At 73.7% G+C, this 26,592-nt stretch carries 23 protein-coding genes and 1 pseudogene; 13 read left to right on the top strand and 11 right to left on the bottom strand.

The window, feature by feature from the left end; all coding sequences use genetic code 11:
- Both ACSNN9_RS19085 and ACSNN9_RS19090 read left to right on the top strand, forming a co-directional pair.
- Nucleotides 1–360 (top strand): Rho termination factor N-terminal domain-containing protein (locus ACSNN9_RS19085; RefSeq protein WP_436674717.1); only part of this gene is annotated, 360 nt, incomplete at its 5' end.
- Between the two features lie 61 nt (nt 361–421).
- Nucleotides 422–961 (top strand): DUF1697 domain-containing protein, encoded by a 540-nt coding sequence (locus tag ACSNN9_RS19090; protein ID WP_436674718.1) that lies wholly within the window; start codon nt 422–424, stop codon nt 959–961.
- Nucleotides 962–1,090: 129 nt separating this feature from the next.
- Here ACSNN9_RS19090 and ACSNN9_RS19095 read toward each other — a convergent pair whose 3' ends face one another.
- Together ACSNN9_RS19095 and ACSNN9_RS19100 are read right to left on the bottom strand one after the other, a co-directional pair.
- Nucleotides 1,091–2,068: an MBL fold metallo-hydrolase gene (locus ACSNN9_RS19095; protein WP_436674719.1), complete on the bottom strand. Its 978-nt coding sequence runs from the start codon at nt 2,066–2,068 to the stop codon at nt 1,091–1,093.
- A gap of 153 nt (nt 2,069–2,221) precedes the next feature.
- The gene (locus tag ACSNN9_RS19100) at nt 2,222–3,223 is read right to left on the bottom strand and encodes a serine hydrolase (protein WP_436674720.1); all 1,002 of its coding nucleotides are present in this window, start codon (nt 3,221–3,223) and stop codon (nt 2,222–2,224) included.
- Between the two features lie 58 nt (nt 3,224–3,281).
- Between ACSNN9_RS19100 and ACSNN9_RS19105 the strand changes: the two genes are divergently transcribed.
- The 4 genes from ACSNN9_RS19105 to ACSNN9_RS19120 all read left to right on the top strand — a co-directional run bounded on the left by ACSNN9_RS19105 (nt 3,282) and on the right by ACSNN9_RS19120 (nt 6,796).
- Nucleotides 3,282–4,238 (top strand): LysR family transcriptional regulator, encoded by a 957-nt coding sequence (locus tag ACSNN9_RS19105; RefSeq protein WP_358094186.1) that lies wholly within the window; start codon nt 3,282–3,284, stop codon nt 4,236–4,238.
- 121 nt (nt 4,239–4,359) lie between these two features.
- The gene (locus ACSNN9_RS19110) at nt 4,360–4,908 is read left to right on the top strand and encodes an NADPH-dependent FMN reductase (RefSeq protein WP_436674721.1); all 549 of its coding nucleotides are present in this window, start codon (nt 4,360–4,362) and stop codon (nt 4,906–4,908) included.
- A gap of 29 nt (nt 4,909–4,937) precedes the next feature.
- Complete coding sequence (locus tag ACSNN9_RS19115; protein WP_436674722.1) at nt 4,938–5,948, top strand: ATP-binding cassette domain-containing protein; 1,011 nt, start codon at nt 4,938–4,940, stop codon at nt 5,946–5,948.
- Nucleotides 5,945–6,796, top strand: coding sequence for an ABC transporter permease (locus ACSNN9_RS19120; RefSeq protein WP_436674723.1), 852 nt, complete (start codon nt 5,945–5,947; stop codon nt 6,794–6,796). The genes ACSNN9_RS19115 and ACSNN9_RS19120 overlap by 4 nt, the downstream gene beginning before the upstream one ends.
- 61 nt (nt 6,797–6,857) lie before the next feature.
- On the opposite strand, the gene ACSNN9_RS19125 is transcribed toward ACSNN9_RS19120, so the two are convergent.
- The 3 genes from ACSNN9_RS19125 to ACSNN9_RS19135 form a co-directional block, all read right to left on the bottom strand.
- Nucleotides 6,858–8,186 (bottom strand): hypothetical protein, encoded by a 1,329-nt coding sequence (locus ACSNN9_RS19125; protein WP_436674724.1) that lies wholly within the window; start codon nt 8,184–8,186, stop codon nt 6,858–6,860.
- On the bottom strand, nt 8,183–8,707 hold the full coding sequence (locus ACSNN9_RS19130; RefSeq protein WP_436674725.1) for a SigE family RNA polymerase sigma factor: 525 nt from the start codon (nt 8,705–8,707) through the stop codon (nt 8,183–8,185). The genes ACSNN9_RS19125 and ACSNN9_RS19130 overlap by 4 nt, the downstream gene beginning before the upstream one ends.
- Nucleotides 8,708–8,798: 91 nt before the next feature.
- Entirely contained in the window at nt 8,799–12,155 is a 3,357-nt protein-coding gene (locus ACSNN9_RS19135) for an ATP-binding protein (protein WP_436674726.1), read from the bottom strand.
- A gap of 243 nt (nt 12,156–12,398) precedes the next feature.
- On the opposite strand from ACSNN9_RS19135, the gene ACSNN9_RS19140 reads away from it, so the two are divergent.
- Nucleotides 12,399–12,620: a hypothetical protein gene (locus ACSNN9_RS19140; protein ID WP_436674727.1), complete on the top strand. Its 222-nt coding sequence runs from the start codon at nt 12,399–12,401 to the stop codon at nt 12,618–12,620.
- A gap of 247 nt (nt 12,621–12,867) precedes the next feature.
- Here the strand turns inward: ACSNN9_RS19140 and ACSNN9_RS19145 are convergent, their stop codons facing one another.
- Nucleotides 12,868–14,226 carry an HNH endonuclease gene (locus ACSNN9_RS19145; protein ID WP_436674728.1) on the bottom strand — a complete coding sequence of 453 codons (1,359 nt, stop codon included), beginning with the start codon at nt 14,224–14,226 and terminating at the stop codon, nt 12,868–12,870.
- Between the two features lie 229 nt (nt 14,227–14,455).
- Between ACSNN9_RS19145 and ACSNN9_RS19150 the strand changes: the two genes are divergently transcribed.
- The 3 genes from ACSNN9_RS19150 (at nt 14,456) to ACSNN9_RS19160 (ending at nt 17,596) form a co-directional block, all read left to right on the top strand.
- Entirely contained in the window at nt 14,456–15,448 is a 993-nt protein-coding gene (locus tag ACSNN9_RS19150) for a DUF4268 domain-containing protein (RefSeq protein ID WP_436674729.1), read from the top strand.
- 22 nt (nt 15,449–15,470) lie between these two features.
- Nucleotides 15,471–16,541: a hypothetical protein gene (locus ACSNN9_RS19155; protein WP_436674730.1), complete on the top strand. Its 1,071-nt coding sequence runs from the start codon at nt 15,471–15,473 to the stop codon at nt 16,539–16,541.
- A gap of 161 nt (nt 16,542–16,702) precedes the next feature.
- Entirely contained in the window at nt 16,703–17,596 is an 894-nt protein-coding gene (locus ACSNN9_RS19160; RefSeq protein WP_436674731.1) for a fibronectin type III domain-containing protein, read from the top strand.
- A 137-nt stretch (nt 17,597–17,733) separates the two neighbouring features.
- Here ACSNN9_RS19160 and ACSNN9_RS19165 read toward each other — a convergent pair whose 3' ends face one another.
- Nucleotides 17,734–18,639: a hypothetical protein gene (locus tag ACSNN9_RS19165; RefSeq protein WP_436674732.1), complete on the bottom strand. Its 906-nt coding sequence runs from the start codon at nt 18,637–18,639 to the stop codon at nt 17,734–17,736.
- A gap of 613 nt (nt 18,640–19,252) precedes the next feature.
- Here ACSNN9_RS19165 and ACSNN9_RS19170 point away from each other — a divergent pair.
- Entirely contained in the window at nt 19,253–21,811 is a 2,559-nt protein-coding gene (locus ACSNN9_RS19170) for a hypothetical protein (protein ID WP_436674733.1), read from the top strand.
- 70 nt (nt 21,812–21,881) lie between these two features.
- Here ACSNN9_RS19170 and ACSNN9_RS19175 read toward each other — a convergent pair whose 3' ends face one another.
- From ACSNN9_RS19175 to ACSNN9_RS19190, 4 genes are all read right to left on the bottom strand, one after another.
- The gene (locus ACSNN9_RS19175) at nt 21,882–22,391 is read right to left on the bottom strand and encodes a hypothetical protein (protein WP_436674734.1); all 510 of its coding nucleotides are present in this window, start codon (nt 22,389–22,391) and stop codon (nt 21,882–21,884) included.
- 295 nt (nt 22,392–22,686) lie between these two features.
- Nucleotides 22,687–24,012 carry an AAA family ATPase gene (locus tag ACSNN9_RS19180; RefSeq protein WP_436674735.1) on the bottom strand — a complete coding sequence of 442 codons (1,326 nt, stop codon included), beginning with the start codon at nt 24,010–24,012 and terminating at the stop codon, nt 22,687–22,689.
- A gap of 31 nt (nt 24,013–24,043) precedes the next feature.
- The gene (locus ACSNN9_RS19185) at nt 24,044–24,913 is read right to left on the bottom strand and encodes a sugar phosphate isomerase/epimerase family protein (RefSeq protein ID WP_436674736.1); all 870 of its coding nucleotides are present in this window, start codon (nt 24,911–24,913) and stop codon (nt 24,044–24,046) included.
- 53 nt (nt 24,914–24,966) lie between these two features.
- Entirely contained in the window at nt 24,967–25,374 is a 408-nt protein-coding gene (locus ACSNN9_RS19190) for a hypothetical protein (protein WP_436674737.1), read from the bottom strand.
- 156 nt (nt 25,375–25,530) lie between these two features.
- On the opposite strand from ACSNN9_RS19190, the gene ACSNN9_RS19195 reads away from it, so the two are divergent.
- Entirely contained in the window at nt 25,531–25,851 is a 321-nt protein-coding gene (locus ACSNN9_RS19195; protein ID WP_436674738.1) for a GYD domain-containing protein, read from the top strand.
- 412 nt (nt 25,852–26,263) lie between these two features.
- Nucleotides 26,264–26,592 (top strand): annotated as a pseudogene (locus ACSNN9_RS19200) (DUF3427 domain-containing protein); the annotation flags it as partial.

Below are 26,592 nucleotides of genomic sequence, written 5' to 3' on the forward strand. Positions count from 1 at the left end.
CCCGCCGACCGGATCGCCCCCGCCGGGAACCCGGCCACCGCACCCGTCGGCCGGACCACCACCGCCGCGCGCCCGTCCGCCGCACCCGCCGACCGGGGCGTCGCCCCCGCGCGCCCGTCCGCCCGGCGGGCGGCGCCCGCGCCGGACCCGGCCCTGGCCCGGGCCGCGCTGGGAACCATGTCCCGCCGCGACGACGGTACGGCGTACCTCTCCGGTTGGACCGCCCGCGACCTGCGGGTGCTCGCCGCGAGCCTGGAGCTGCGCGGCGTCGCCGGGCTGCGGAAGGCGGACCTGGTCGACCGCATCGTCGACCGCACCATCGGCTTCCGCCTCGCCTCCGCCGCCATCCGCCGGCGCTGACCCGGGCGGCGTGTCGCCGCGCGCCTAGGCTGGCTCCGTACCGACGGGTCGAGGGGGTCGTGTGGACAGGTGGGTCGCGCTGCTGCGCGGGGTCAACGTGGGCGGCGCGAAGGTCGCCATGGCCGACCTGCGCCGGCTGGTCACCGGCCTCGGCCACGACGACGTGAAGACGTACCTGCAGAGCGGGAACGTGGTCTTCGGCAGCAGGGTGCGCGACGCCGGCGCGCTGGCGCGGGGCATCGAGCGGGCGATCGCCGACGAACTGGGGCTGACGGTGCCGGTGCTGGTGCGCAGCGGCCGGGAACTGGCGGCGGTGGCCGGCGGCAACCCGTACGCCGACCGGGAGGACGACCCGACGCGGCTGCTGGTGGTCTTCCTCGCGACCGCGCCCGGCCGGTCCGCCGTGGCCGCCCTGGCCGCGCCCGGCGGCGAGAACGTGGCGTTCACCGTCGCCGGTCGCGAGGTCTACCTGCACTATCCCGACGGCGGCTACGGCCGGTCGAAGTTCACCAACAACCACCTGGAGAAGAAGCTCGGCGTGGTGGCGACCACCCGCAACTGGCGGTCGGTGCGTACGCTGGCCGAGATGTCGGCGAGCTGACCGACGCCGGGCGGGCCGCCGTGCTCGGCCCCTCGCCGGGGCAGGCGGGCCGCCGTGCGGTCCCGCGACGGCGGCCGACCCGGGCACGCCGACGGGCCGCGGGCGGAAGCCACGGCCCGTCGTGCCACCTCAGAAGTGGTACGCGGTGTGGTACTCGGGCACGACCACCCGGCTGCGCGGGGAGACCCGGCGCACCGCGGCGATCAGCCCGTCCAGCCGCTCGCGGTCCGTCGGCGCGACGGGCACCGGGTTGCGCAGCTCGGTCTCGAAGTTGTCGAAGTGCACCGGCACCACCACCTTCGGCCGGTCGAGGGCGTCGAGCAGCCGCTCGGCATAATCGGCGGTGGCGGTGCTGCTCGGCAGCGCCACCATGGCCACGTCGGGGGCCAGCCCGGTCAGGTTCCGCTCGGCGAAGTCGCTCGCGCCCATGAAGAACACCGACGGACCGTCGGCCACCCGCAGCTGGTAGGCGAGGGTGTCGCCCTCGGGCAGGTCGGCGATGGTCTCCGGCTTCGCCGGCGGGCTGACCCGGACGCCGGGGAAGGCCATCGAGTACGACCTGTTGCGGCTGTGCAGGGAGCCGACCACCTCCACGGTGTACGCGCCGAAGTCCAGCACCTCCCCGCCCCGCACCGGGCTGAGCTGACCCGACGGCAGCCCGTACGCCAGCCCGAGGTGGTAGGCGGTGAGCGTCCCGACGACCCGGGCGCCGGTGCGGCCGGCGAGGTGGGGCACGTCCATGTAGTGGTCCCAGTGGGTGTGCGTGACGAGCACCGTCTCGGCCCGGTCCACCAGGGAGTCCACGACGTCGGTGCGGACCTCCAGCTTGGCGGCCTGGTCGAAGGCGCCCCTGAACAGCCCGGTGTCGATCCGGCTGAGGAAGGGGTCGACCAGGACGGTCCGGTCGCCGATGTCGACGCGCCAGGCCGACGTACCCCACCAGCGGAAGCTGACCGGGCCGCGGCGCCCGGGGGCCGGCGCGGCGGCCGGGGGCGCGGCGTGCGCGGGCCCGGTGCGGGCGGTGCCGGCGGCGAGCCCGCCGGCGGTGACCAGCGCGGTGCTGGCGGCGGCGTCGCGGAGGAAGCGGCGGCGGTCGAGGTTGGGCATGCGGAACTCTCCCCGTCGTGGTGCTGATCGGTCGGGCCGAGCCAATCAGCACGACCCCCACCCGGTCCAAGATCCATGCCCGACACGGTCGATACCCGTCGGCATATCGGACCAGCTCAGCGGGGTGTCCGGCGGCGCGTGGCGGCCGGAAACTCAGGCGGCGCGCAGGGCCTCGACGGCGGTCCGGGCGGCCTGGCCCATCGCCAGGTCCACGTCGATGCGGCGGGTGGCGAGCTGCGTGGCGCGGACGAAGACGGCGATGGCGTACCGGCCGCCGTCGGGGTACTCGGCCACCCCGGCCTCCAGGTGCAGGCCCGGCAGGCTGCCGGTCTTGCCGGCCACCCGCACGCCGGGCGGGAAGCCGGCGGCCAACCGGGTCCAGAAGAGTTGCCGGGCCATCCAGCCCCGGACCATCGCACACGCCTCGGGCGGGCCTGCCTCGTCCCGCCAGACGAGGCCGAGCAGCCGGGTGATCTCCCGTGCGGTGCTCGACGTGGTGTGCGCGGGGTCGAACATCCGCATCGCGCGGACCCGCTCCGGCGGCAGGGTGGGGAAGATCCGGGCGAAGTCCGCCTCGGTACGCGCGCCGACGTCGGCGAGCATCGTCTCGACCAGGTGCCGGGGACCGCCGACGATCCGGGTACGCGGCAGCCCCAGCTCGGCGGCGAGCATCGGCAGCACGTCCACCCCGACCCGGCGCAGCAGCAGGTCGGCGGCGGTGTTGTCGCTCACCGACATGGCGAAGTAGGCCAGGTCCCGCAGCGACACCTCGGCGTCGTCGGCGCAGCCGGCGATCCCCCACCCGCCGAGCCGGTCGTCGGCGGTGACGAGGACCCGTTCCCGGGGATCGAGCTGCCCGGCGACGACCTGTCGGGCGAACTCCAGCACCAGCAGCACCTTGAAGATCGAGGCGATCACCACCTGCTCGTCCGCCCGCACCGCCACCTCCCGCCGACCACCGGATCGCCCGAGCGCCGCGTCACCGGGCCGTCCCGGGCCGTCGGACCGCCCCGGCACCGCCCCACCGGGCTGCCCGGGCGCCGCTCCGCCGCCGGCCCCGTCGGGGCCCTCGTCGACCGCGTCGAGGTCGACGACGTGCAGGCAGCCGGTGACCCCGACCCGTTCGAAGATCTCGCCGATCCGCTCTGTCGCCACCCGCGCACGGTAGCCGCCGCCCCCGGCCGGCGTCGGGGCGCTGGCGTAGGGTCCGGCCGTGGACCTGCTCCGGCACCTGCGGCACTTCGTGGTGGTCGCCACCGAGCTGCACTTCGGGCGGGCCGCCGAGCTGCTCGGCATGGCCCAGCCGCCGCTGAGCCAGTCGGTGCAACGCCTGGAGCGGGAGCTGGCGGTCGAGCTGTTCGACCGCTCCCGGCGGCAGGTGCGGCTGACCACCGCCGGGCAGTTGCTGCTCGGCGAGGCCGAGGAGTTGCTGGCCGGGGAGGGGCGGCTGCGCAACCTGATGCGGCAGGTGCGCGAGGGAGTGTCGGGGGTGCTCCGGGCGGGGGTGCCGCCGGAGACGCCCGCGGTGACCCTGCGCGAACTGCTCGACCGGCTGACCGGGCGCGCCCCCGGGCTCGACGTGGACCTGCACGAGCTGACCAGCGGCGAGCAGGAGCGGATGCTGGGCGAGGGACGGCTGGACGTCGGCCTGCTGCACCACCCCGTCACCGACGACGGGCTGCGCCTCGGCGCCGCCGTCGACGTACCGCTGGGGGTGCTGCTTCCGCGCGCCTCGGCGCTGGCCCGGGGCCGGGAGGTCGAACTGGCGGCGCTGGCCGGCCTGGACCTGGTCACCGCGCCCCGCGCCACCGCGCCCGGCTGGCACGACCACCTGCTGGAGGTCTGCCGCCGGCACGGGTTCACGCCGCGACGGGTCCGCCCGGCGCGGAACCCGGAGTTCCTCTTCGGGCTGGTGCTGGCGGGCGGCGGCGTCGCCGTCGAGCCGGCGGCGACGGCCCGCCGGGAGCCCCGGATCGCCTGGCGGCCGATCGCCGGGTCGCCGCTGGTCCGGCGCACCTCGGCGGCGTGGCCGCGCCGGGCCGCGCACCCGGCCGCGCCGATGTTCGGGCAGCTCGCGGCGGAGGTGCTGGCCGACGGGTCGGAGCCCCCGGCGCCGCCACCCACGCCGGCGCCCCGCCCCTGGCCGGTGCTCTTCGACGAGCCGGCCTGAGCCCGGGACCACCGGTGGGAACCCCCGCCGGGGGTACGCCACGGCCGCCAGATCGGATCTCGCGGGCCGCCGGCCGCCGTCTCGCGCCTGTCGGGTGGGACCGGAGCCGGGAGGGGGAACCATGACACCACTGCGCCTCGCCGTCATCATCGGCCGCGAGGGACGGACGGGCGACCGGATCGGCCGCTGGTTCGTCGACCGGGCACGGCGGCGCGACGGGCTGGCCGTGACGGTCGTCGACCTCGTCGACCACGACCTCGCCGAGAGCCGTCCGGCGGAGCCGACTCCCGCGATGCGGTCGTTCGTCGCCCAGGTGGCGCGGGCGGAGGCGTTCGTCGTGGTCACCGCCGAGTACAACCACAGCTTCCCGGGCTCGTTGAAACAGGCGATCGACCACGCGTACGACGAGTGGCAGGCCAAACCGGTCGGCTTCGTGTCGTACGGGTGCGGTTCCATCGGCCAGCACGCGGTCGACCAGCTCCGGACGGTCTTCACCGCGCTGCACGCGGTCACCGTGCGCGACGTCGTCGGTGTCGACCTGCTCGACGGCGAGCCGGCACCCCCGGCGGCCGACCGGTGCGAACGGGCCGCCGACGTCCTGCTCGACCAGCTCCGCTGGTGGGGCCTGGCCCTGCGCGACGGTCGCGCCGCCCGCCCGTACGTCTCCTGAACGTGTGACACCTGAGGAAGGTAGGGAGCATGAAACGCACCACCGGCCTGGCCATCGAGGCCGAGGGCCTGACCCGGTCGTTCGGGGACACCCGGGCGCTCGCCGGCATGGATCTCCAGGTCCCCGCCGGCACCGTCTACGGGCTGCTCGGCCCGAACGGCGCCGGCAAGACCACGGCGGTACGCGTGCTGGCGACGCTGCTGCGCCCAGACGGCGGACGGGCCCGCGTCTTCGGGCACGACGTCGTCGCCGAGGCCGACGCGGTACGCGCCCGGATGAGCCTGACCGGCCAGTACGCCTCCGTGGACGAGGACCTGACCGGGCTGGAGAACCTGATGCTCCTCGCCCGCCTGCTCGGGCACCGCAAGCCGGCTGCCCGGGAGCGGGCGGAGAGCATGCTCGCCGCGTTCGGCCTGACCGAGGCGGGCGGCCGGCAGGTCAAGAAGTACTCGGGCGGCATGCGGCGGCGCATCGACATCGCGGCGAGCATCCTCAACACCCCCGACCTGCTGTTCCTCGACGAGCCGACGACGGGGCTGGACCCGCGCAGCCGCAACCAGGTGTGGGAGATCGTCCGGGCCGTCGTGGCGCACGGCACGACCGTGCTGCTGACCACGCAGTACCTGGACGAGGCCGACCAGCTCGCCGGCCGCATCGCGGTGGTGGACCACGGCCGGGTGATCGCGGAGGGCACCCCGGGCGAGCTGAAGTCCTCGGTCGGCTCCGGCACCGTCCACCTGCGACTGCGCGACCCGGGGCAGCGGCCGGACGCGGAGAGGCTGCTCCAGGCGGCGCTCGGCGTGCCGGTGCAGCTCGAACCCGATCCGGTCGCGCTGACCGCGCGGGTCGGCGGGGACGGCAGCGACCTCGACGCCAGCGAGCAGGCCGCCCGCGCGCTCGGGGACCTGGCCCGCGCCGGCATCGTCGTCGACGACTTCTCCCTCGGTCAGCCGAGCCTGGACGAGGTCTTCCTGGCCCTGACCGACCACCCCGCCGTCGCGGCCGACGAGCGGGACGACCAGCTGGAGGCAGCCCGATGAGCAACGCCACCACGACCGGGCGCGCCCCGACCGTCTACGTACCGTCGGCGGAGGCGCTCTCCACCGTCCTCGCGCCCGGCGCGCGACCGCCCAGGCCCGGCGCGCTGTCGGCGTCGCTCGCGTTCGGCTGGCGCGCGCTGCTGAAGATCAAGCACGTGCCGGAGCAGCTCTTCGACGTGACGGCGTTCCCGATCATCATGGTGCTGATGTTCACGTACCTGTTCGGCGGCGCCCTCGCCGACAGCCCGCGCGACTACCTCCAGTTCTTCCTGCCCGGCATCATGGTGACGAGCGTCGTGATGATCACCATGTACACCGGGGTCGGGTTGAACACCGACATCGAGAAGGGCGTCTTCGACCGGTTCCGGACGCTGTCGGTCTGGCGACCGGCCCCGCTGGTCGGCATGATCTTCGGCGACGTGCTGCGGTACGTGCTGGCGGCCGTGGTCATCCTCGGCGTCGGGCTGGTGCTGGGCTTCCGGCCCGACGGCGGGCTGCTTGGCGTGCTGGCCGGGATCGGCCTGCTGGTGGTCTTCTCGTTCGCGTTCTCCTGGGTCTGGACGTTCTTCGGCCTCGTCCTGCGCAGCGAGAAGTCCGTCATGGGCGTGAGCATGATGGTGCTGTTCCCGCTGACGTTCCTCAGCAACGTGTTCGTCGACCCGGGCACGATGCCCGGCTGGCTCCAGGCGTTCGTCAAAGTCAACCCGATCACGCAGCTGGTGGCCTCGGTGCGCGCGGTGATGGCGGGGACCTCGGACCCGTCGGCCACGATGTGGACGCTGCTGTGGAGCGCCGGCTTCGTGGTGGTCTTCGGCACGCTCACGATGTACCGCTACAACCGCCGCTGATCCCGCCGACGACGGGCACCGCCACCCAGGTGGTGGTGCCCGTCGTCGTCCCGGCGGCCGGCTAGGAGTCGACCCGGACGGTGGTCACCGTGCCGCCGGCGGCGGTGACGCGCACCTCGGTGGCGTCGGCGGGCAGCAGCGCCGCGCCACGCCCGGCGTCGTGCCACCGCCCGGCGCCGATCCGATAGCTCAGCGCCGCGCCCTCGGCGACGACGAGGGCACCCTGCCCGTCCGGCAGCCGCAGCCGCACCGGCAGCGGCGCGGTCCAGTCGATGAACCCGCTGGCCACCGGCTGGAAGGGCGCGCCGCCGTGGGCGAGCAGTGCGATCGCGCGGGCGGGGTCGTCGTCGTACTGGATGGTCTTCAGCAGCAGCTGCCGGCCGTCGGGGGCCGCCCCGTAGACGGTCAGGCTGGGAGAGCCCCCAGCCCGGTGGGTGCCGCCGTGATCGACGTAGGCGGCCAGCGCGTCCGTCGCGAAGACGTCCCTGCCGACCTGCGCGGCGGGGGTGTCACCCCACACCCGGTCCGCGCCGGGCAACGTGTAGGTGACCGACCGCGGCTGCGGACTGGCCTTCCGGTCGGCGAAGAGGACGTCGGCCGCGTTGGCGATGTGGACGGCGGTCGTCGCGCTGACCGGCCTCCTGACCAGGGCGACGGTCACCCTGCCGCGCTGCGGCGGCACCGACAGCACGGCGGCCCCGTCCCGGAAGGCCACCGGCTGGAAGGTGCGCTCGATCCGGCCGTCGGCGGCGTACCGGAACGTCGGTGAGAACTCCACCGGGTGTCCGGCGTCGCGCACGACCAGCACGTCGCGGCGCGGCCCGAGCAGCACGGCCGACGAATTGCCGTCGGCGGCGTCGGTGACGATCTCCAGCGTCATGACCCGCGGCCCGTCGGCGGTGGGCTCGACGAACGCGGCATAGCCGATCGTCCGGTCGGCGGCCGGCTGCCACACCTGGTGGGTGACGGCGGCCCGTTGCGCGACGTAGGCGGCGGGCCCGGCCGGAGTCTCCCCCGCCCAGACCACGTGCGGATCGCCCGCCCAGTCCACGTGCGGATCGTCACCGTCGAACCCGGCGTCCCTCGCCTGCTGCCGCCACGCCTGGCGAACCTGCCGCAGATACGCCTCGTCGCCGGCCAGGTCGCCGCGGGTGGGCTCGTCGAACAGCGGCGAGGCGACCTCCACCGCCGTCCCGTCGTCCGCGAGGTGGAGCGCACCGCCGACGGGTACCGCCACCACGGCCGCGCACACCGCGGCCAGGACCGCCCGACGTCGCAGCAACCGACGACGCCCACCCCGTCGCACGTCGTCGAGCAGGGTCGGCCGGCCGACGAGGTCGTCGGTCACCCGACGCAGGACGCCCCGCACGTCACTCTCTTCGATGGTCATCGCGCACTCCCGGTGTCGGTCGGGACGGACAGGACGAGACTCGACCCGGCCAGCGCCTCCCGGAGGTGGGCGAGGCCCCGGGAGGCGTGGCTCTTCACGGTGCCCTCGGAGCAGCGCAGCGCCCCGGCGACGTCGGCGACCGAGAGGTCCTCCAGGTAGCGGAGCACGACGGCGGCGCGCTGCCGGGGCGGCAGGGTACGCAGCGCCGCGACGACCGCCTGGCGCAGCGCGATGTCGTCGGCGTGGTCCCGGGCGACCCCGTCGTTGTCGCCCAACGCCTGCTCCGGTCGCCGGACCCGCCGCCGCCACCGGTTGATCGACCGGTTGACCAGGGCCCGCCGGGCGTACGCCTCCGGGGAGGTGCGCACCCGGCGCCAGCGCACGTACATCTGCTCCAGTACCTCCTGAAGCAGGTCCTCGGCCGCGTGTCGGTCGCCGGTCAGCAGGTAGGCCACCCGCAACAGCGCCACCGACCGGGTACGGACGAAGTCGTCGAACTCCGCGCCCTGCGCGTCTCGCATCTGGCCCCTCCTGGTCCTCAGTCAGCAAGACACCGCGGAGGGCTGCGGGGTTTACCGGCCCTCGACGTCGGCGACCGACCGGTGCCCGGGGCTAGAGGCGCCAGGGCAGTGGCTCGGGCGGGAGGTAGCGGCAGGTGCCGCCGGTGGTGACGGTGTCGCGCAGGTGGGCGGCGAGGCCCGGGTGGCGCTGGTCGAGCTTGCGCAGCGCGTCCCGGATGCGGGCGGTCACCGTCTTGCGGGCCCGCTCGGCCTCGTCGCCGAGGCGGCGGCTGCGGCCGGCCAGCCCGGCGGCGGCGCGCAGCTCGGCGAGCAGGGCGCCCCGCTCGGCGTCGAGGTCGGCCATCCTCCGCTCGTCGCCGCGCGCGGCGGCCCGGTCGATCTCGTCGTCGAGGCGCTCCAGGTGCCGCCGGTAGCGGGCCTTCGCCTCGTCGTCGAGGACCGGATCGCCGCCCATCCGGCGGGCCGCGACGAGTTCCGGCCCGGCGGCCGGGTCGAGCAGTTCGACCGCCGGGACGTCGACGCCCGGCCGGCTCAGCAGCACGTGCAGGTCGCGCAGCCCTTTCGCGTCGGGCAGGTGCACCACCACGCCGGCGTAGGCGAGCTGCCAGACCGGCCCGTCGCGGCGGAAGCCGTACGCCTGCCCCGGCTGCTGCCCCACGACGGACGGATGCGGCCCGGCGGCGACCGCCCGCGCGGCGTGCGGCCCGGTCACGACCGTCGGCAGGCCGACGGTGACGGCCCGCGCCGAATCCGGACCGGGGGTCGGGGCGGCGGGCGGCGCCTCGGCCTCCGTCGACGACGCGCCGGCCGGGCGACGGGTCACCTGGCGCATGCCGAGGTCGGCGGCGTCGCGGGCGGTGGTGGCGCGCAGCGCGGCGGCGGTCGCCGCGTCGCCGGGGCGGTCCCGCCCGGTCAGCGCGTCGGCCAGCGCGGCGCGGGCCAGGACCGACCACGGGCGGGCGCCCAGCCGGTCGGCGGAGTCGCGGGCGGCGGAGAACCCGGCCACCGCGTCGTCCCAGCGTTCCTCCGCGGCGTCGACGAGGGCCAGCCAGTAATCGACGGGGCCGCTGAGGTCGCAGCCGAACAGGGCGGACATCCACTGCCCGCGGTGCGGTCGCAGCGCCTCCCGGGCCTCGGCGCAGCGCCGGGGGTCGCGGCTCGCGGCGGCGACCCCGGCGCGCAGCCGCAGCCACAGCGGCGACACCGATCCCGGGTACGCCGTGCCGGCGGCCTCGATGCCGGCAACCACCCGTCGGGCCGCCTCGACGTCGCCGCGCTCGGCCGCGGTGACGCCCCGGACGAGTTCCGGATAGGGGTAGCCGGTCGAGGAGAACCCGTCGAGGAGGGCGTCGACCTCGTCGGACCGGCCCTGCAGGTGCAGTCGGGACCAGCGCAGGTGGTGGCCCATGAAGGCGAAGTCGGAGCTGTCCCACTCGCTCAGGCCGGTCAGCTCGCCCGCCAACTCGTCGGCCCGGGCGAAGTCGCCACGGAACGCCGCGATGATGGCGTCGTCCATGGTGGCGGCGGCCCGGTGCCGGGCGTCGCCCCGGCGGGCGCCGGTGACGAAGGTGGTGAATTCGTCGTGGTAACGGGGGTCGCCCAGCTCCAGCAGCGCGACCCAGCGCAGCGCGGTCGCCCAGAGCGCGGTCTCCCGGTCGCCGCCGCGGCGCGCCACGTCCCGGATCTCGGCGGTGATCGCGGCGCGGTCGCGGGCCGAGCCCAGCCCCCACGTGGTGTCGTGGCGGGCCCAGAGGCTGAAGGTGAGCGCCTCGTCGTCGTGCCCGCGCCTCGCCAGGGATTCGGTGGCGGCGATCAGGTCGGTGACGAGCATGCCGACCGGGACGGCGCCCGCGGACTCGCCGATCAACCGCCGGTACGCCTCCCGCAGCACGCCCTCCGGATCGGTGAGACGCCCGGGGCCGTCGGTGTGACGGCGGTGGACAACGAGGGCGACATGGGCCAGCACCACCGGATCGTCGACCGCCACGGCCAGCGTGGTGGCCTCGGCCAGCAGCCGCCGGGCCTCCTCGCCCCCGCCCGAGTGGTGCAGCAGCTGGCCCAGCTCGATCATGATCTTCACGCGTTGGGTGGGGTCGGCGGCGACCTCCAACGCCCGGCGGAAGTGGACCACGGACTCGTCCACGGCCAACCGACCGCCCGCGTCCCGGGCCGCGGCGACCAGCAGCTCGGCGGCGCGGGACGGGTCGAGGTGGGCGCCGGCGAGATGGGCGTGCCGGGCCAGGTCGGCGGGGATCAGCCGCTCGGCGAGCGCCGGTGCGCTCTCGACGGCCCGGACGACCGCGGCGTGCCGGGAGCGCCGGTCGTCGTCGGGCAGCGCGTCGTAGAGGGTCTCCCGCACGAGGTCGTGGACGAAGGCGAACCGGCCGCCGCCACGGGACACCACGAGCCGGGCGGTCACCGCCCGGTCGAGGAGCCGGTCGGCCTGGGCCGCGGACGTGCCCGCGCAGGCGGCGAGGACCGGGCGGTGGAACTCCCGGCCCAGCACGGCGGCGGCGGTGAGCGCCTCGACGACCGCCGCCGGCAGCTGGGCGAGACGGGCTCGCACCGCCTCCCGTACGCCCGGCGGGATCGCGCCGACCCGGCCGTCGGCACGCCAGATCCGGGCGGTCTGCTCCACGTAGAACGGGTTGCCACCGGTGCGCCGGTGCACCTCGTCGAGCAGACCGGCGTCGGGTGCCCGACCGGCCGCGCGGGTCATCAGCGCGGCCACCTCGTCGCGGGACAGGCCGGTGAGGGTGAGCGTGGTCGCCTTCGCCACCAGCGGCATCAGCAGCCCGCGCAGCGGGTGGTCGGGTGACTCGACCTCGGCGTCGCGGTAGGTGCCGATCAGCAGCAGCCGCTCGAACCAGGTGTGCTGGGCGGCGAAGCGCAGCAGCCGCATCGAGGCGGGGTCGGCCCAGTGCAGGTCGTCGAGCACGACCACGACCGGTCGGCGCTGGGAGACCGCGACCAGCGCGGTGGTCACCGCGTCGTGGAGCGCGAACTCCTCCTGGTCGGCGCGGTCGTCGCCGGCCGGGCGGCCGGCCGCCTCGCCGGCGGTGCCGTCGACCGCCGCGGCGTCGCCGTCCGCCGGGTCCCCGGCGATGCCGCCGGTCGCCTCGCCCAGCAGGGCCGCCAGCCCCGGCTCGGCCGACTCCCGGGCCAGCGCCCAGTCGTCGGTCGCGCGGCGCAGGCCGCGCAGCACCTGCACCCAGGGCCAGTAGCCGGGCGCGCTGTCGGAATCCCAGCAGGCGGCACCGAGCACCAGCGCGCCCCGCCGGCGGGCCTCGTCGGCCGCCGCCGTGACCAGCGTCGTCTTGCCGATGCCGGGCTCCCCGGCGACGAGGACCAGACCGCCGTGGCTGGTGGTCACCCGGTCGATCTCGGCGCGCAGCAGACCCGCGGGATGCTCCCGCCCGATGACGGCCTCGTCGTACCGCGGATCCATGACGCCCAGACGGTAGCGGAACGGTGGGACATCGCGAGCCCTTTACGCGGCGGAGTTCCGGCCCGACAGGGCCGACGACTGACCGAATGTCCGCTTCACCGCGCTGTCGAGCTGCCCCGTCGGTAGGACCGTCGCTTGGGCGCGCCGAGCGTCGCCGGCGGGCCTCCACCCCTGGGGCGACGGCCCGCGCGCCGAGCCGCCGGCCCGACGACTAGCCACCGGCGGACCGGGTACGCGGCCCGCATGGGTAGTCACAAGGAGAACAAGCACGATCCCGGCGGCGAGTCGGCGCGCGGCCGACGGCATCCCGGCAGCGGCGCCCGGGGTCACCAGGGTTCGCCCGTCGAGCACTCGCCGAAGGCCCGGCACCTGCGCACCGCGACCGGGTCGGCGGGCACGGAACGCGACCACGACCGGTCCACGGTCGCCCGCGAGGGGCGGGTCCACCGCCAGGGCGGCGCCTGAGCCGCCCGACGCTCTCCCGAGTTGGTGGTCTCCACTGTCGCCAGGTCGTCCGGGCATACGACGACAGCGCCAATCGCTGATCGGAAACGACACGCAATTGGCCCGGCCCATACAGGGTCGCCACCGGATGCGGGGCGAAGCCCACGCGCCGGCCGGCTATTCGGTTGCCGGGGATCGCCTCGATCGCGTCCACACAGACACCGGCCACGCCTGCCTCCACTCCGTTGGCAGGCGTGGCGAAGCCGGATCAGCGGTACACGCGCCGAACCCTCTCGTTACGGTGGTCGGCCAGCGCTCTCTTGTCCGGTCGCGCCTCGGCGGCCACCCGCCGGAGGGGCCGGCCGTCAAGATCGGCGTAGTGGTCCAGCCCTTCCGCGACCCGCACCCGGTAGTGTCCGTCGATCCAGAGGTATCCCCGGTCGAAGAGGTTATGCAGGTCTGCGCGGAGCAGCAGACCATTGGTGACCCGGTTCGTCGATGGACCGTCGTACGGAGAGATGTGTGCCGCCTGGAGCACCACCTCGACGTCACAGTCGGTGATCGCGCATCTGCCGCCATACGCGAGGATGAGTCGGCGTCGGAAGTCTGCCTGCCCCTGTCTGGCAGTGACCTCGGCGAGCCGGCGCCGCCGACCTTCCGGCAGGCTCGCCGGTTGGGGCGCCTGGTGGTCGCTGAGGATGTCCGCCAGCCTCGCGGCCTCTTCGGGCCTCATCGCCCGCACGGTCGGGACCCGCTTTGTCAGCACGTTGGAGGACGTGATGACGTTCGCCAGCAGAAAGCGAGTGAGCGGGATGTCCCATCGGATATCCAGCCGCCAATCGACGCCGTTCTCGTTGACGATCTCGTACGGGTCGGACCATGCCATGCCAGCGCCGGCCAGACGTTGGTGTGGAGTCGTGGCGTAGACCCAGATCCGGTCTCCGGCCCTGATCTTGTGGAAGCACGAGGCAAGCTCCCACTGAGCCACATCGCCGTCGCGGAAGCCACGGAGCGTCTCGAGTGCGCCCTGGGGGTAGCCCCAGGGCGCGCTCTCCTCGTTGACCGGGTAGACCCATGCTGCGGGGTGGGCAGCACGCCCCAGAACGTGGTCGACAAGAGCGTGGCAGTGGCCCGCGCCCTGCATCGTCCGCACCGAGAGCAGCGGTGTGACCAGATCGCGGACGGCGGAGGCGAAGCGTTCGTCGGTCAGGGCAGCGATCAGTTCGTCGTACCGGCCACGGACCCTGGCCTGGTCCTCTCCCGCGTCCTCGTAGTCGGACGGCTCCTCGGTCAGCCCTGGGAACGCCCGGCCGAGCGCCCGTCCGCTGGGCCAGTGCCGCTTGAGGATCGACCGACGCACGACGACGAAACCCTCGGGCCGCCCTCCATCGTCCACATCAGCCGGTTCGTGCAGGACGAACGTCTCCATTGTCTTCATCGAGACAGCCGAGAGCCGTCGAGGCCGGCTCCGGGTGTTTGGCAGACACGACAGGGTCCAGTACTCGCGTTCCGTAGCGGCGGCGTCAGGAACAGCGGCCTGCAGATAAGCGCGGTTCGCCACGACCACCGCCTCGTAGTAGGGGCCCCTGAGCAACCGCCCAAACTGGCTCTCGTCATCGCGCTGCATCTCACCGCTCCTCTCGCTGGGAAGCCGGCCCGGATCACGACGTAGACCAAGGAAGCGCGATGCTAGTGAACCGATCCCCCTGTCGCCGTCCCGTATGTTGGCGTCAGCCGGGTTCAGTCCGATCAGTGGACAAGGGCAACCAGCCCGGCAACAACGTAAGGCCGGCCGGGGACGGTTCCAGCCCTCACGGGGCAGCATCGGAATGCCCTGCCTCGATATGGTCGCCGGCATGACGTCAGGGGATGGGAGCGGCGATCTCCCCGCGCTGGGTCGGCTCGACAGTGTGGACATCCGTGAGGTCTGGAAGCACGAGGCGCACAGCTTCACACCCTGGCTGCTCGCGAATGCCGATGTCCTCGGCAAGGTGCTCGGCATGGAGCTGGCACTTTCGGCCGCAGAGCATCCGGTAGGTGGTTTCTGGCTCGACCTCATCGGAGTGGACGAGTCAACCGGCGAAAAGGTGATCATCGAGAATCAGCTGGAGCGGACGGATCACAGCCATCTGGGCCAGTTGCTCACCTATGCCGGCGGCACGGATCCCGTAAACATCGTGTGGCTCGCAGCAGGGTTCCGCGAGGAGCACCGGGCGGCACTCGACTGGTTGAACACACGAACCGACGAGAAGACCCGTTTCTTCGGCATCGAGATCGCCGCTGTTCGGATCGGCGAGTCCGTTCCAGCGCCGCTGTTGCGCCTCGTCGCACAGCCCAATGACTGGGGTAAACAGGTTAGGTCGATCGCGCAGGCCGACGCCGCCACGAGCAGCCGCAACCTCGCCTACCAGGAGTTCTGGGGCAGGTTCCTGGAGACTCTCCGCACGCAGAATCTGCACTGGACGGCTTCCACCAAGGGGCGCCCGGAGAACTGGTTGTCGCTGCCTACCGGCAGCAGCGACATCATCTACGCCTGCACCTTCGCGAAGGCCGGGCTGGGGAGCGAGATGTTCTTCCAGCACCGTGATCCGGCCGTAAACGACACCCGCTTCGCTACGGCCCGGACAAAGCTCGAGCCGCTGTGCCCCGGGCTGTCCTTCGAGCCCCTTGTGGGCCGCAAGGGCTGCCGCATCGTCGAGTACCGCGACGGCGACATCGCCGACACCGATCGTTGGCACGAGTACATCGCCTGGTTCATCGACGCTCAGCTTCGGCTGCGCCGGGCCATCGACCAGGCCGGCGGAATGTCGGCGGTCATCTCCACGGTTGTCGGCTCGTCGCCGGCCTGACCGCGTCCCACGAGGAGTACCCGTGCCGCTGTATGAGATTGACGGTGACCGGCTGCGCCGCCACGACGCGGCCCGCTTCGCTGCCCTTGGCATCTACGAACGCAACGATCTGCAGCGGCTGCTCCGTGACGACATCACGGTGCTGAGCCCGGATCTGCTCGTCGTCGCCGAGGAGTTCGGCAACTGGGAGGACTCCCGACGCCGGATCGACCTGCTGGCCGTCGACACAGCCGGGCATCTGGTCGTTATCGAACTCAAGCGCACCGATGACGGCGGGCACATGGAGTTGCAGGCACTCCGGTACGCGGCCATGGTCTCTGCGATGAGTTTCGACGAGGTCGTTACGGCCTACGAGGACCACCTGACCCGGATCCGCCCCGACGAGGACGCCGACGCCCGGGCGGAACTGCTCGCCTGGCTCGACCTGAGCGACAGCGACGAGGCGCCCATCATCTCCTCGGACGTGCGGATCCTGTTGGTATCGGCAGACTTCGGGCGGGAACTGACCACCGCCGTGCTCTGGCTCAACCGCTTCGACGGCATGGACGTACGCTGCGTCCGACTCATCCCGTACCGCATCGACGGACGGATCTTGCTGGACATCCAGCAGGTCATCCCGCTCCCCGAGGCCGCCGACTACCAGATCCGGGTGGGTCGCAAGGTTGCCGAGCAGGAGCGTCGCGGCACCGACAACCGAGACTGGACGAGGTACCACATCGTCGTCGACGGTCAGGTGCTGCCGGACGAGAACAAGCGCCGCGCGGTGCGGCTGATGATCGAGAAGCTCATCCAGCGAGGAGTGCCGGCGGCGGCGATCGGGGGCGCACTGTCGCCGGGCCGGTTCCGGCCGATCGAGGGTGAGCACCACAGCGACGATGAGGTGCAGGTTGCCCTCGCCGAGCAGTACCCGGGCGTGGAGGTCAGCCGCTGGTTCACAGAACACGCGTTGGTGCAGGACGGGCGGACGTGGGTGGTGCGCAAGGTGTGGGGCCGGAACACTGAGCCGACCCTCACCACGCTGCGGGACGCGTTCCCCGAGGCGAAGGTCGGTTTCCGGCGAGCGGTTCCCGGTCCCGCAGCCGAGCAGACGTGACCCGCTGGTATTCGGCCCGGCCGCTGGTGCCCGCAGCGGCGTCCGATGTGTGGGTCATCGGCGTCCTCGCGTGATCGCTTAGGGGGGAGGCAGCAGAAGCCGACGACGGGGCGAAGCCTAACGATTGATAAGCATCCATTCATGCTCGTAGCATCGCCACCATGCGTGTCCGCCGCGTCACCACCGTCGCCGTCCTCGCCGCGCTGCTGAGCCCGCTCGCCGTCGGCGCCGCGCGGGCGGACGACACCCCCGCGCTCACCACGCCCGGCAGCCCCGTCGTCGTGGTCGACCGGCCACACCACCTCACTCTCTCCTGGACGCCCTCCACCTGGGTGGGCGAGCCGGCCGGCGAGGAACCGATCACGTACGAGGTGCGGGCGCAGCTGGGCCCGCACGTCTACCGGAGCCTCGGCAGCACGACCGCCACCACCCTCACGCTGACCAACCTGGCCCCGGGCAGCGAGTACCGCCTCGTCGTCAGCGCCTACACGCTCGGCGGCCACTCCGACCCCTCCCCCGTCACCCCGGTCCGCACGGCGTACGGGCGGGCGAAGGTCAGCTACCTCAACCTCGACTGGTCGCCGACGGACAACCAGATCCAGCACGTCCTCCAGGTCACCAACACCGGCACCGGGCCGCTGGACCTCGCCACGGTGCGGGTGCGCTACCACCTGGTGTTCGAGGGCGGCGACACCTCCCTGGTGCTCAACTGCGACTGGGCGGCGCTGGGCTGCGACCGGATCCGGCGCACCATGACGTTCTTCCCGCCGCCCCTGCCGCCCGGCGGCCCGCCGACGCCGAGCCCGACGCCGACCCGGTACCCGCTGCCGGGCACGCCGATCCCCGGCTGGGTGGAGCTGACCTTCACCGGCGGCGTCCTCGCCCCGGGCGCGTCGTCCGGGCCGATCCAGCTGCGCCACCACCGGCCCGGCTGGACCGACATCGACGAGCGCGACGACCCCAGCTGGCGCGCCGCCACCGGCCAGTGGACCGACAACAGCCGGATCACCCTCGACGTCGACGGGGTGCGCGAGTTCGGCGACACGTTCGCCTGAAGCCCGGCGACCGCGACCGGCGCGAACACGACAGGCCGGCCGGCGCGGACGCGCAGGGACCACGACCGGCGCCAACGCGCACGGGCCGGCCGGTGGCACCGTCCCGGTCGGACGGCGCCACCGGCCGGCGGCGGTGACTACGCCGTCGCGCAGATGGCGTACGCGGTGTTGGTCCAGTTGCCGGTGAACACGTCCTCCTCGTACGCGCCGGAGGTGACGGCGGCCGGGGCGGCGGCCGGGCCACCGTTGGGCCGGAAGTCGTCGACGACGCCCTCGCCCATGATGCCGTTGAGCTCGTAGCCCGCCCCGGTCAGCACCTTTCCGAGCGGGCAGGCCGCCGTGACGCTGTGGAAGTCGTTCGAGTCACTGGGGCTCACCGCGGAGGTGCGGACCAGGCCGGCGAGAGGGCTCGCGCAGATCGCGTACGCCGTCGCGGACCAGTTGCCGGCGAAGGCGTCGGCCTCGTACGCCCCGACGGTCACGGCGGTCGGCGCGACGGCCGGGCAGCCGTTCGGACGGAAGTCGTCGACCACGCCCTCGCCCATGATGCCGTTGAGTTCGTGCCCCGTCCCGGTCAGCACCTTGCCCACCGGGCAGGTCGCCGTGACACTGCGGAAGTCGTTCGAGTTGCTGGCGCTGGACGCCGAGACCCGCACCAGGCCCGCGACCGGGTTGGCGCAGATCGCGAACGCGGTGAGGGACCAGTTTCCGGCGAACGCCTCGGCCTCGTACGCCCCGACGGTCACGGCGGTCGGCGCGACGGCCGGGCCGCCGTTGGGGCGCAGGTCGTCGACCACCGCCTCGCCCGTCGCCCCGTTGAGCTCGTAACCGGTCCCGGTCAGCACCTTGCCCACCGGGCAGGTCGCCGTGACGCTGCGGAAGTCGTTCGAGTTGCTGGCGCTTGTCACGGCGATCCGGACGAGGCCGGGGACGGCGGCCGACGCGGGAGCGGCGGGGACGACCACCGCGGCCGCCACGGCGACGCCGAGGACGAGGGTGAGGGCGCGGGGTCGGCGCCGGCGGGCTGCTGCCTGAGCTGACATGGAACTCTCCTGTCTGTCGCCTCGGCGATGGCCTCCCTGGTTGTCAGGTTTGGCCGGTACGAGGCGTTGCGGTTGACGCCCTCACGCTAGGTAGTCGCCCGACCAGGCATTATCTCCAAACCGACTACGTCAAGTAGTCGACTGATCCGCCCGGGGGCGGCGCGACATCCAGGGGCGGAGCGCAGGTGCGGCCGTCGCGGCCGGCCTCGCCGACACGCCGACGGAACTTTCACTCCGCGTCACGCCGAGGGTCCACCCCGACCCCGAGCGCCGGGCCACCCGCTGCCGGGCGTACGCGCCGCGACCCGCGCCGGCCGCGAAGGGGGCGCCGCCCCAGCCCTACATCGGAGGCCTGAGCTGGGAATCAGCTCGCCGACCCGCCGATCAGCCGATGAACGCTCTTCGATGTCACTGACCGTACGCGGCTGAGGTCCCGATGTGATCATCTGGTTACCTATGGGTAGGTTGGTTCCCAAGCGCGAACATGTGACGCGTTCGCCCGGAAAGCTGAGGTACCTTTCCCTGTGCGCCTCACCGGTGCGGCCCCGACGGACGACCACCCCCGCTCGTCCGCCCCCTTCTTTCACTCCTCGTGGAAGGTCCAACGACGGACATGGGCGACGGTCTCGACGACCCCGGAAACTACGCGCTGGATACGACAGCCGAGGCTGCCCTGCACGAGTGGGCGCACGGCCGGGGCGCCACGTGGCGCAGGTCCCTGCACGCCAAGCGGCACCGCGGACGCAGCGGCGCCCACCTCGAGCGCGTCATCATCGGTGGACCCGACGGCCGCGACGCGGAGGAGCTCTACGTCAAGGTGCTGCCGGACCGGCGCTCCGGAGAGGAGACGGCCCGGCACCAGGCGGCGCTGCGCGCCGACCCGGAGTTCGCGGAGCGCCACCTCGTCCGGCAGCCGTACCCCCGCCATCCGGTCGGTGACGGCCGATTCCTGATGTTTCAGGACGTGGCCCACGGCGCGGAGCGGGTGGTCTCCCTCGCCGACGTGCCGGACGCCCAGCTCACCGAGGCCTACCCGACCCTCGTCGACCGCCTCCTCGGCTGGTGCCGCCGGGAGCAGCGGACGAGCCGGACCACCGTCAGCGAATTCGTGCGGCGGGAACTGGCCGACGCCGGCGCGTGGCCGGAGATCCTGGAGTCGACCCGGACGCTCGGCCTGGCCGACCCGGACGCGGACTGGTTCCGGGTGGCGGGCGACGCCGCGCTGCCCAACCCGCTGCGCCTCGCCGCAGCGGGCTCCCCCTTCGGCGACGACGAACTGGACCAGCGGTGCGGGGCGTCGCACGGCGACCCGCACCGCGACAACGTCCTCTATCCCGCCTCCCGCCAGGGCGTGGTCCGGGTCGACGAGTTCTGCCTGGTAGACGTCGCCCGCTTCGCCGAGGACGCGCCGCTCACCCGCGACCTGGTGATCCTGCTGCTGGACGCCGTCCTGCCCGAGGTGGCGGAGGGTCTCGGCGACGTACGGGCCGCCGCGCTGCGGGCACTGCTCATCGACCCGGCGGAGGATGCCTCCGAACGGCTGCCCCTACTGCTGACCAAGGTGATCAGGTCCTGCTACGCGGTCGGCACGACCTACGTGTCGAGAAGTCGCTGGGCCGGCGCGAGCTGGCGGGCGCAGTACCTGCTCTCGTTGGTCAGCCAGGCGCTGATCAGCTGCACCTACGACAACGCCGGGCCGCGGGGCCGGGCGTGGTACCTCCGGCTGGCCGCCGAGGCGGCCGAGGCGTACCGGCGGGAGTGCCGGCCCGACGTGGCGCCGCCCCGGCCGACGCCCGTACCGCCGACGGTCGGGATGCGCGGCGATCTCCACTCCCGACCGGCGGACCTGGACGACGGGCGGCCCGGACCGTTCGAGGCCGCGGCCCGACGGTCGCACCCGCCGGCCCGCGCCGCCGCGACCGACGGCGCGTGGCCCGAGCGGCCCGGATTGCCCGGCGACCCCGCGCCATTGGTGTGGACGTACGGGGTGGTGCCCATACCCGAGTGGCAGACGTCCGGCTCGGCCCATCCGGGCTGCCACGGAGCCGCCACCGGCCTGCGCCCGCCGGGCGAGCGGAGCACCACCTCGGGCTTCCACGGCCACGTCCCGGCGGGCGGCGAGCCGACCGTGGCGACGGCGGGCCGCCCGGTCGGCGCCGCCCGAACCGCCGGGCCGCGCCATGCCCGCACGCAGGCGCGGACACGACGCCGGGCCGCGCCCCCGCACCGGACCGGCTCCCCGGGAGAGGCGGAGGGCATCCCGCGCCCCCGCCGGCCTCTCGCCCCCGAGTCCGTCGCGCTCCGACCGGCGCGCCGCCGGGCGCACCCGCCGCGGTCCCGGCTGCGGGTGCTGGCGGCGCTGATGGGCGGGGTCTCCCTGGTATCGCTGGTCACCGTCGGCGTCGTCGTCGTGCTCCACGGAGGCGACCGGTCGCCCATCGGGCTGCACATCCGTCCCGTGACGCCGCCGACGGAGAGCTCACCGGCGAGCGTCGACGCGAGCACCCAACTCGCCGACCTCGCCCTCGCGGTCGCCGGCCGCCCGTCCTCGGCGGCGGAGGGCCCGTACACCTTGATCTGCCTGCGGGTCTGGTCGCCCCCGGCGAACCTCGCGCCGGGGGTCGACCCCGGCACCTACCGGGACGAGCAGCTCGCGTGGAGCCGGAAACGGTCCGGCCGGCGGGTCGTCACCCCCGTCGTGGCCGGCCGGCGCTCGACCGAGCCGCAGGTGTCCCGGTACCGGGAGGGGGAGCTGACGGAGATCCCACCCGAGCCGTCCGCCGACCCGACGGAGCTGCGCGAGCAACTCACGGCGCAGCTGGACGAGCTGCCGCCGGAGCTGCGCAACGCCGCCGGCCTGATGGAGCTGGTCAGCCGCCTCCAGCGGTACCACCTCCTCGGGCCGGGACAGCGCTCCGCCCTGCTCCACGTGCTGGCGACGACACCGGGCATCGCGGTCCGGGGCAGCTACCCCGACTGGGGCGACCGGCCGGGCCTGGCGTTCAGCGCCGACGACGGCCAGGGGCGGCGGGAGACGCTCCAGTTCGACCAGGACAGCGGGGAGCTGCTCAGCCACCAGACGACGATCGTCGCCGGAAACGTGACCCTCGGCTACCAGCTCTTCCTGGACCGGACGCGGACGGACTCCAGCACGGCCGGCCGGTGCCGCTGACACCCCTCGGGCCCCCGCCCTGTGCCGGCCGGTGGCCGCGCGCCTCGGCCCGGGTTGGCGGGAAGGCGCGTCAGACGCAGCGGCGCTCGACGTAGTTGGCCCAGTTCCGGTAGGGGGCCGCGTCGCTGCGGACCCGGTTCGCCGCGCCGACGTCGAAGAGCCGGGTGCCGTGGTAGTAGAACGAGACGGATCCGCTGGCGATGTTGTAGTGGGCCGACTCGACGCGGTACTGCCACTGCCAGGTGAACAGGCTCTGCCGGCCGCAGTCGGAGAGGCGGCCCCGGGGATAGCCGAAGCTGGGCCGGTCGTAGAAGCAGAACCAGCCCTGCGGGCAGTCGGCCATGCCGTACGTCCCCACCGGGGCGCGCAGCGTGACGACGAACGTGCCACCGCCGTAACTGATCTCGTTGTCGTTGATGGGCGTGCCGCCGGGATGCGTCGACAGGTACCGCCGCATCTCCTCCCGGGCGGCGGCCCGGTCGCGTGCGCCGGCGGACGCCGACGCGGGCGCGGTCACCAGGACCAGGGCGCAGACGAGAACCGCCGCGAGGGCGGCACGGAAACGAATTGCACTGACCATTCGACACCTCGCGATGTGGGCGCGCAGGGGACGATCGACGGGAGCGCCGGCCAGGTGGGCCGGCGGAACACGGGTCGGGCCACGGCGATCGGTGGCACCATGGTCAGAATAGGAATCGTCACGCGCTGATCACCATCGGTGACGAGACAGCAAATGCGCACCATGTTGACAACGCCCATTTCGAAGGTTTCCAACCGGCGTCACATTGCCGTATGCAAATTTCCTGGCAGTTGCGGCGCCGGGCGGATCGCACGCGGTGGAGACGTGCGGACGCCGCCGACGGCGGGCGGCCGGGTCAGGTGGTCGACGTCGTGCCGGCGAGCAGCGCGAGGATCGTCTGGTTCGCCTCCCAGCCGTCGGGGAACTTGACCGGCACGTCGAGGTGCACGGTCTCCGTCGACGGGTGGGCGTCCAGCAGCGCGCCGATCCCGGCGCGCGCCACCACGATGCACGCCTGGCGGTGCCGCGACGTCAGCACACAGAGCCGCCCCGACTCCAGGTGGAACGCGGTGGCGTCCCGCCGCCCCGACAGCGGGTGCAGCACGATCGTCACGTCGTACTCCCGGCCCTGGAGCCGGTTGGCGGTGTCGACGGTGATGCCGGCCCCCGCCGGGCCCAGGTGCGCGCGGATGGCCGCGACCTGGTCGCGGTGGGCGGCCCCGACGGCGATCCGGTCGGCGGTGACGGGCGCGCCCTGCGGCGCGTGCTCGCTGACGGCGACCGCGCCCCGCTGGAGCACCCGCAGCGCCAGGGCCGCGCAGGCCGAGGCGGCCTCGCCATCGGTACGCAGCGTCTGCCGCGCCGGCAGCTCGTGCAGCGCCCAGCCGGTGGCGGCGGCCAGCTCCACCGCCCGGTCCAGGGCGTCCCCGACCCCGGGCTCGCCGAGGCGCAGCGCCCGGTCGGCCGGGCCGGTGCCGGCGCGGAACCCGGTGAACGGGTAGAACGCCGCCGCGACCACCGACGCCGCCGAGGCGGGCAGCCGCCACGACACCGGCAGCCGGTGCACCGGCAGCTCCGGGTTGTGTCGCAGCAGCACGGCCACCGCCGACTGCATCGGATCCCAGGTCAGGCCCGTCCAGCGCCCCGTCTCCACGGTCGAGAACGGGTCGAGCTGACCGGGATCGCCGACGAACAGCGCCCGTTCGAACCGACCGGCCACGCGCAGCAGGGCGTCCGACCGCATCTGGTACGCCTCGTCCACGATCGCCCACGGCCAGGTGCCCTCGGCGACAGTGGCCCACTTGGCGGCCGTACCGATGATGACGGCCGGACCGCCGAGGTCGGCGACCTTCGCGGCGACCCGGACCGTCTCGTGGCCCCGCACCCGCTCGGACGGCCGGTAGTCGGCGGCGGAGAGCCGCCCGATGCGCAGCTCGGGCGCCTTGCGCGCCAGGCGGTCGATGAGGTCGTCGACCTGCTCGTTGGTCTGCGCGACGATGATCAGCGGCTCGCCGGCGGCGGCCAGCTCGACGGCGGCGCGCACCACCAGGGTCGACTTGCCGGCCCCCGGCGGCGAGTCGACCACCACCCCGCGATGCTCGCCGGAGCGCAGGTCGGCCAGTACGGCGGTGACGACCCGCTCGGCCTCGACCGCCGGCGGCACCTCCAGCCTCGTCCGCACGACCCCACCTCCCACCTGGATCACCGGGACATTACGCCTGCCCCGCCGCCGAGCGGTGACGCCGTGCCCCGGTCAGGCCGCGCAGGAAGGCCAACCCCTCGACGGCGAGGGTGTCGGGGTCGGCGGCGAGGGGCCGCCACACGGACATCGGCACGGCCAGGGCCTCGGCGGTGAACGACTCGATGTTCACCTGGCCGGCGTAGCCGATGCCGGTCAGGGCGTCGAACATGCCCGGCCAGTCGAGGTGGTCCCCGCCGGGCGCCCCGCGGTCGTTGCCGCACACCTGGACGTGGGCGAGACGGTCGCCGGCCAGCCGGATGGCGGCCGGCAGGTCGCGCTCCTCGATGTTGAGGTGGAAGGTGTCCAGCGCGAGGCCCAGGCCGGGGATCCCGGCCACCACCTCCAGCGCCTGGTCGACGGTGTTGAGCAGGCTCGTCTCGAACCGGTTGAGCGGTTCGAGGGCGATCGTCACGCCCTGCCCGGCGGCCTCGTCGGCCAGCGGCCGGAGCCGCCGCACGAGGCGGGCGACCGTGGCCCGCCGGGCGTCCGCGTCGAGCAGCCACCGTCGACCGGCCGGGGCGTAGAGCGGGCCCGCCACCACGGCGGCCCCCACCCGGCTCGCGGCCCGCACGCAGTGCCGCACGAACTCCTCCGTACGCCGCACGACCTCCTCGTCGTCGGCGAGCAGGTCGTGCTCGGGCAGCAGGCCGGCGCAGACGGCGGGGGCCAGCCCCAGCCCGGCGAGCAGGTCGGCGGCCCTCGCGGGATCCCAGTCCCCCGGCGCCTGGAAGGTCAGCTCGACGGCGTCGAAGCCCCACGCCCGGATCCGTGGGGCCAGCCGGGCGAGCGCCTCGTCGGTCAGCGGTGCCGCCCACGCCCACGTGTTGATGCCGATCCGCATCGGTGCCCTCTCGCCGTCGGTGTCGATGAGACCGTCGACTGTAGAGGGTCCCGCTATGCCTCGTCGTCGGCTGAGTGGCGCGGCTTCGGCACCTGCCGGTTGAAGCGCGGCTTCAGGGCCAGGACCAGGGCTTCCTTCGTAGCCTGCGGGTTGTCGTCCTCCCGCCAGCGGACCTCGCACCGGGCGAGCCGGGCGGCGATGTCCGCCGCCGTCGCCACCGCACCGGGCTTGTCGAGTTCGTGACCGACCTGCTGGTGCAGCACGGAAGAGTCACGGTTGCCGGTCAGGTGCTGCCGGAGCCGGTTGCGCAGGTTGCCCGTGAAGCCGACGTAGATCACTTCCGAGCCCTCAAGGACCAGGTGCACGCCCGGCGATGCGGGCGCGGCGGCCGCGGCCTCTGTGGTGTACGGCTGGGCGGGGGTGAAGCCGGCCAGCAGGTCGTCGTGAATGGTGTCGGGCATCCCCAGAAGCTACCGGCCCGGCCTCTGCTGAGCACAGGCCGTCGGGAACCGGCGTCCCGAAGGCCGCACGCGCACCGGCTGGCCTCGCCGAGGAGGGGCAGGACTATCCACCGTCACATCGGGTACCCGCGGCCGGAATCTGGAGGTGATGCCCGGATGGCGAAGTTCCTGCTCACGTCGACCTACACGGTCGAGGGGCTCAACGGGTTGAGGCAGGACGGCGGGACGAAACGCGCCGAGGTGATCCGCGCGTTGATCGAGAACTCCGGTGGCCAGATGGAGGCGATGTACTTCGGGTTCGGCCAGTACGACACCTACGTGGTGTGCGATCTTCCGGACCACACCACCGCCGCCGCCCTGGCCGTCACCATCCGGGCGGCTCGCGGCCTGGACACGCGGATCAGCCCGCTGCTGACTGCCGAAGAGGTGGACGAGGCGCTCCGGATGCACGTCCCGTACCAGCCGCCCGGCGCCTGACCCGTCGAGCCGCGCGCCGGCTTGCGGAGCTGGCCGTCAGGGGACCATCTCCGACGGCAGGTGGATGCGGCCGGCGGGCACCCCGGCGGCGAGCAGCCGCAGCCGCGCGCCGGCGAGCATCGGCGGCGGCCCGCAGACGTACACGTCGTCCTCGGGGCGGTGGTTGTCGAGGGCGATGGTGAGGGCGTCGCCCTGCTCGGCGCAGCTAGCGTCTGAAAGCTAATTGTTCCTCCAGTTCAGGCAACTGGAAGCGCTCTGCATTCTGCACCGGTAAGGGTATGTGCGCGCCAGGTGCTGGCGGATGGTGCGCACTGGCCGGACTACTCGGAACGAATTGTCCAGTACCTGACAGCCTTTCTAAAACCGTGCCGCAGGGATAGCCATGTGACCTGAGGGTGGCTACCTTGCCCAGGTGGCGGATCTTGAGCGGGGCATTTACGAGCACCTCATCACCCGTGAGCTGGCCGGCCGCCTCCAGCACGTCGACCCCGCCCTCATTCAGCACCACAAGCTCGACCCCGCCGACGCCCCCGACGCCCTCGCCCGTCACATAGCCGCCCTGGCGCACCGCGCCCTGCACGCCGTACCCAGCGGCGACGACAAGCTCCGCCACCAAATCGAACTCGCCAACCGCATCGCCGACGCCATCGCCGCCGAGAGCCCCCAGGCGGCCACGGCACAGGACCAGGTGACCGACGCCAGGCACCTCCTGCACGCCATCGCCACCCCACCCACCCCACC

The sequence above is a fragment of the Micromonospora sp. URMC 107 genome (assembly GCF_051386315.1).
Lineage (GTDB): Bacteria > Actinomycetota > Actinomycetes > Mycobacteriales > Micromonosporaceae > Micromonospora.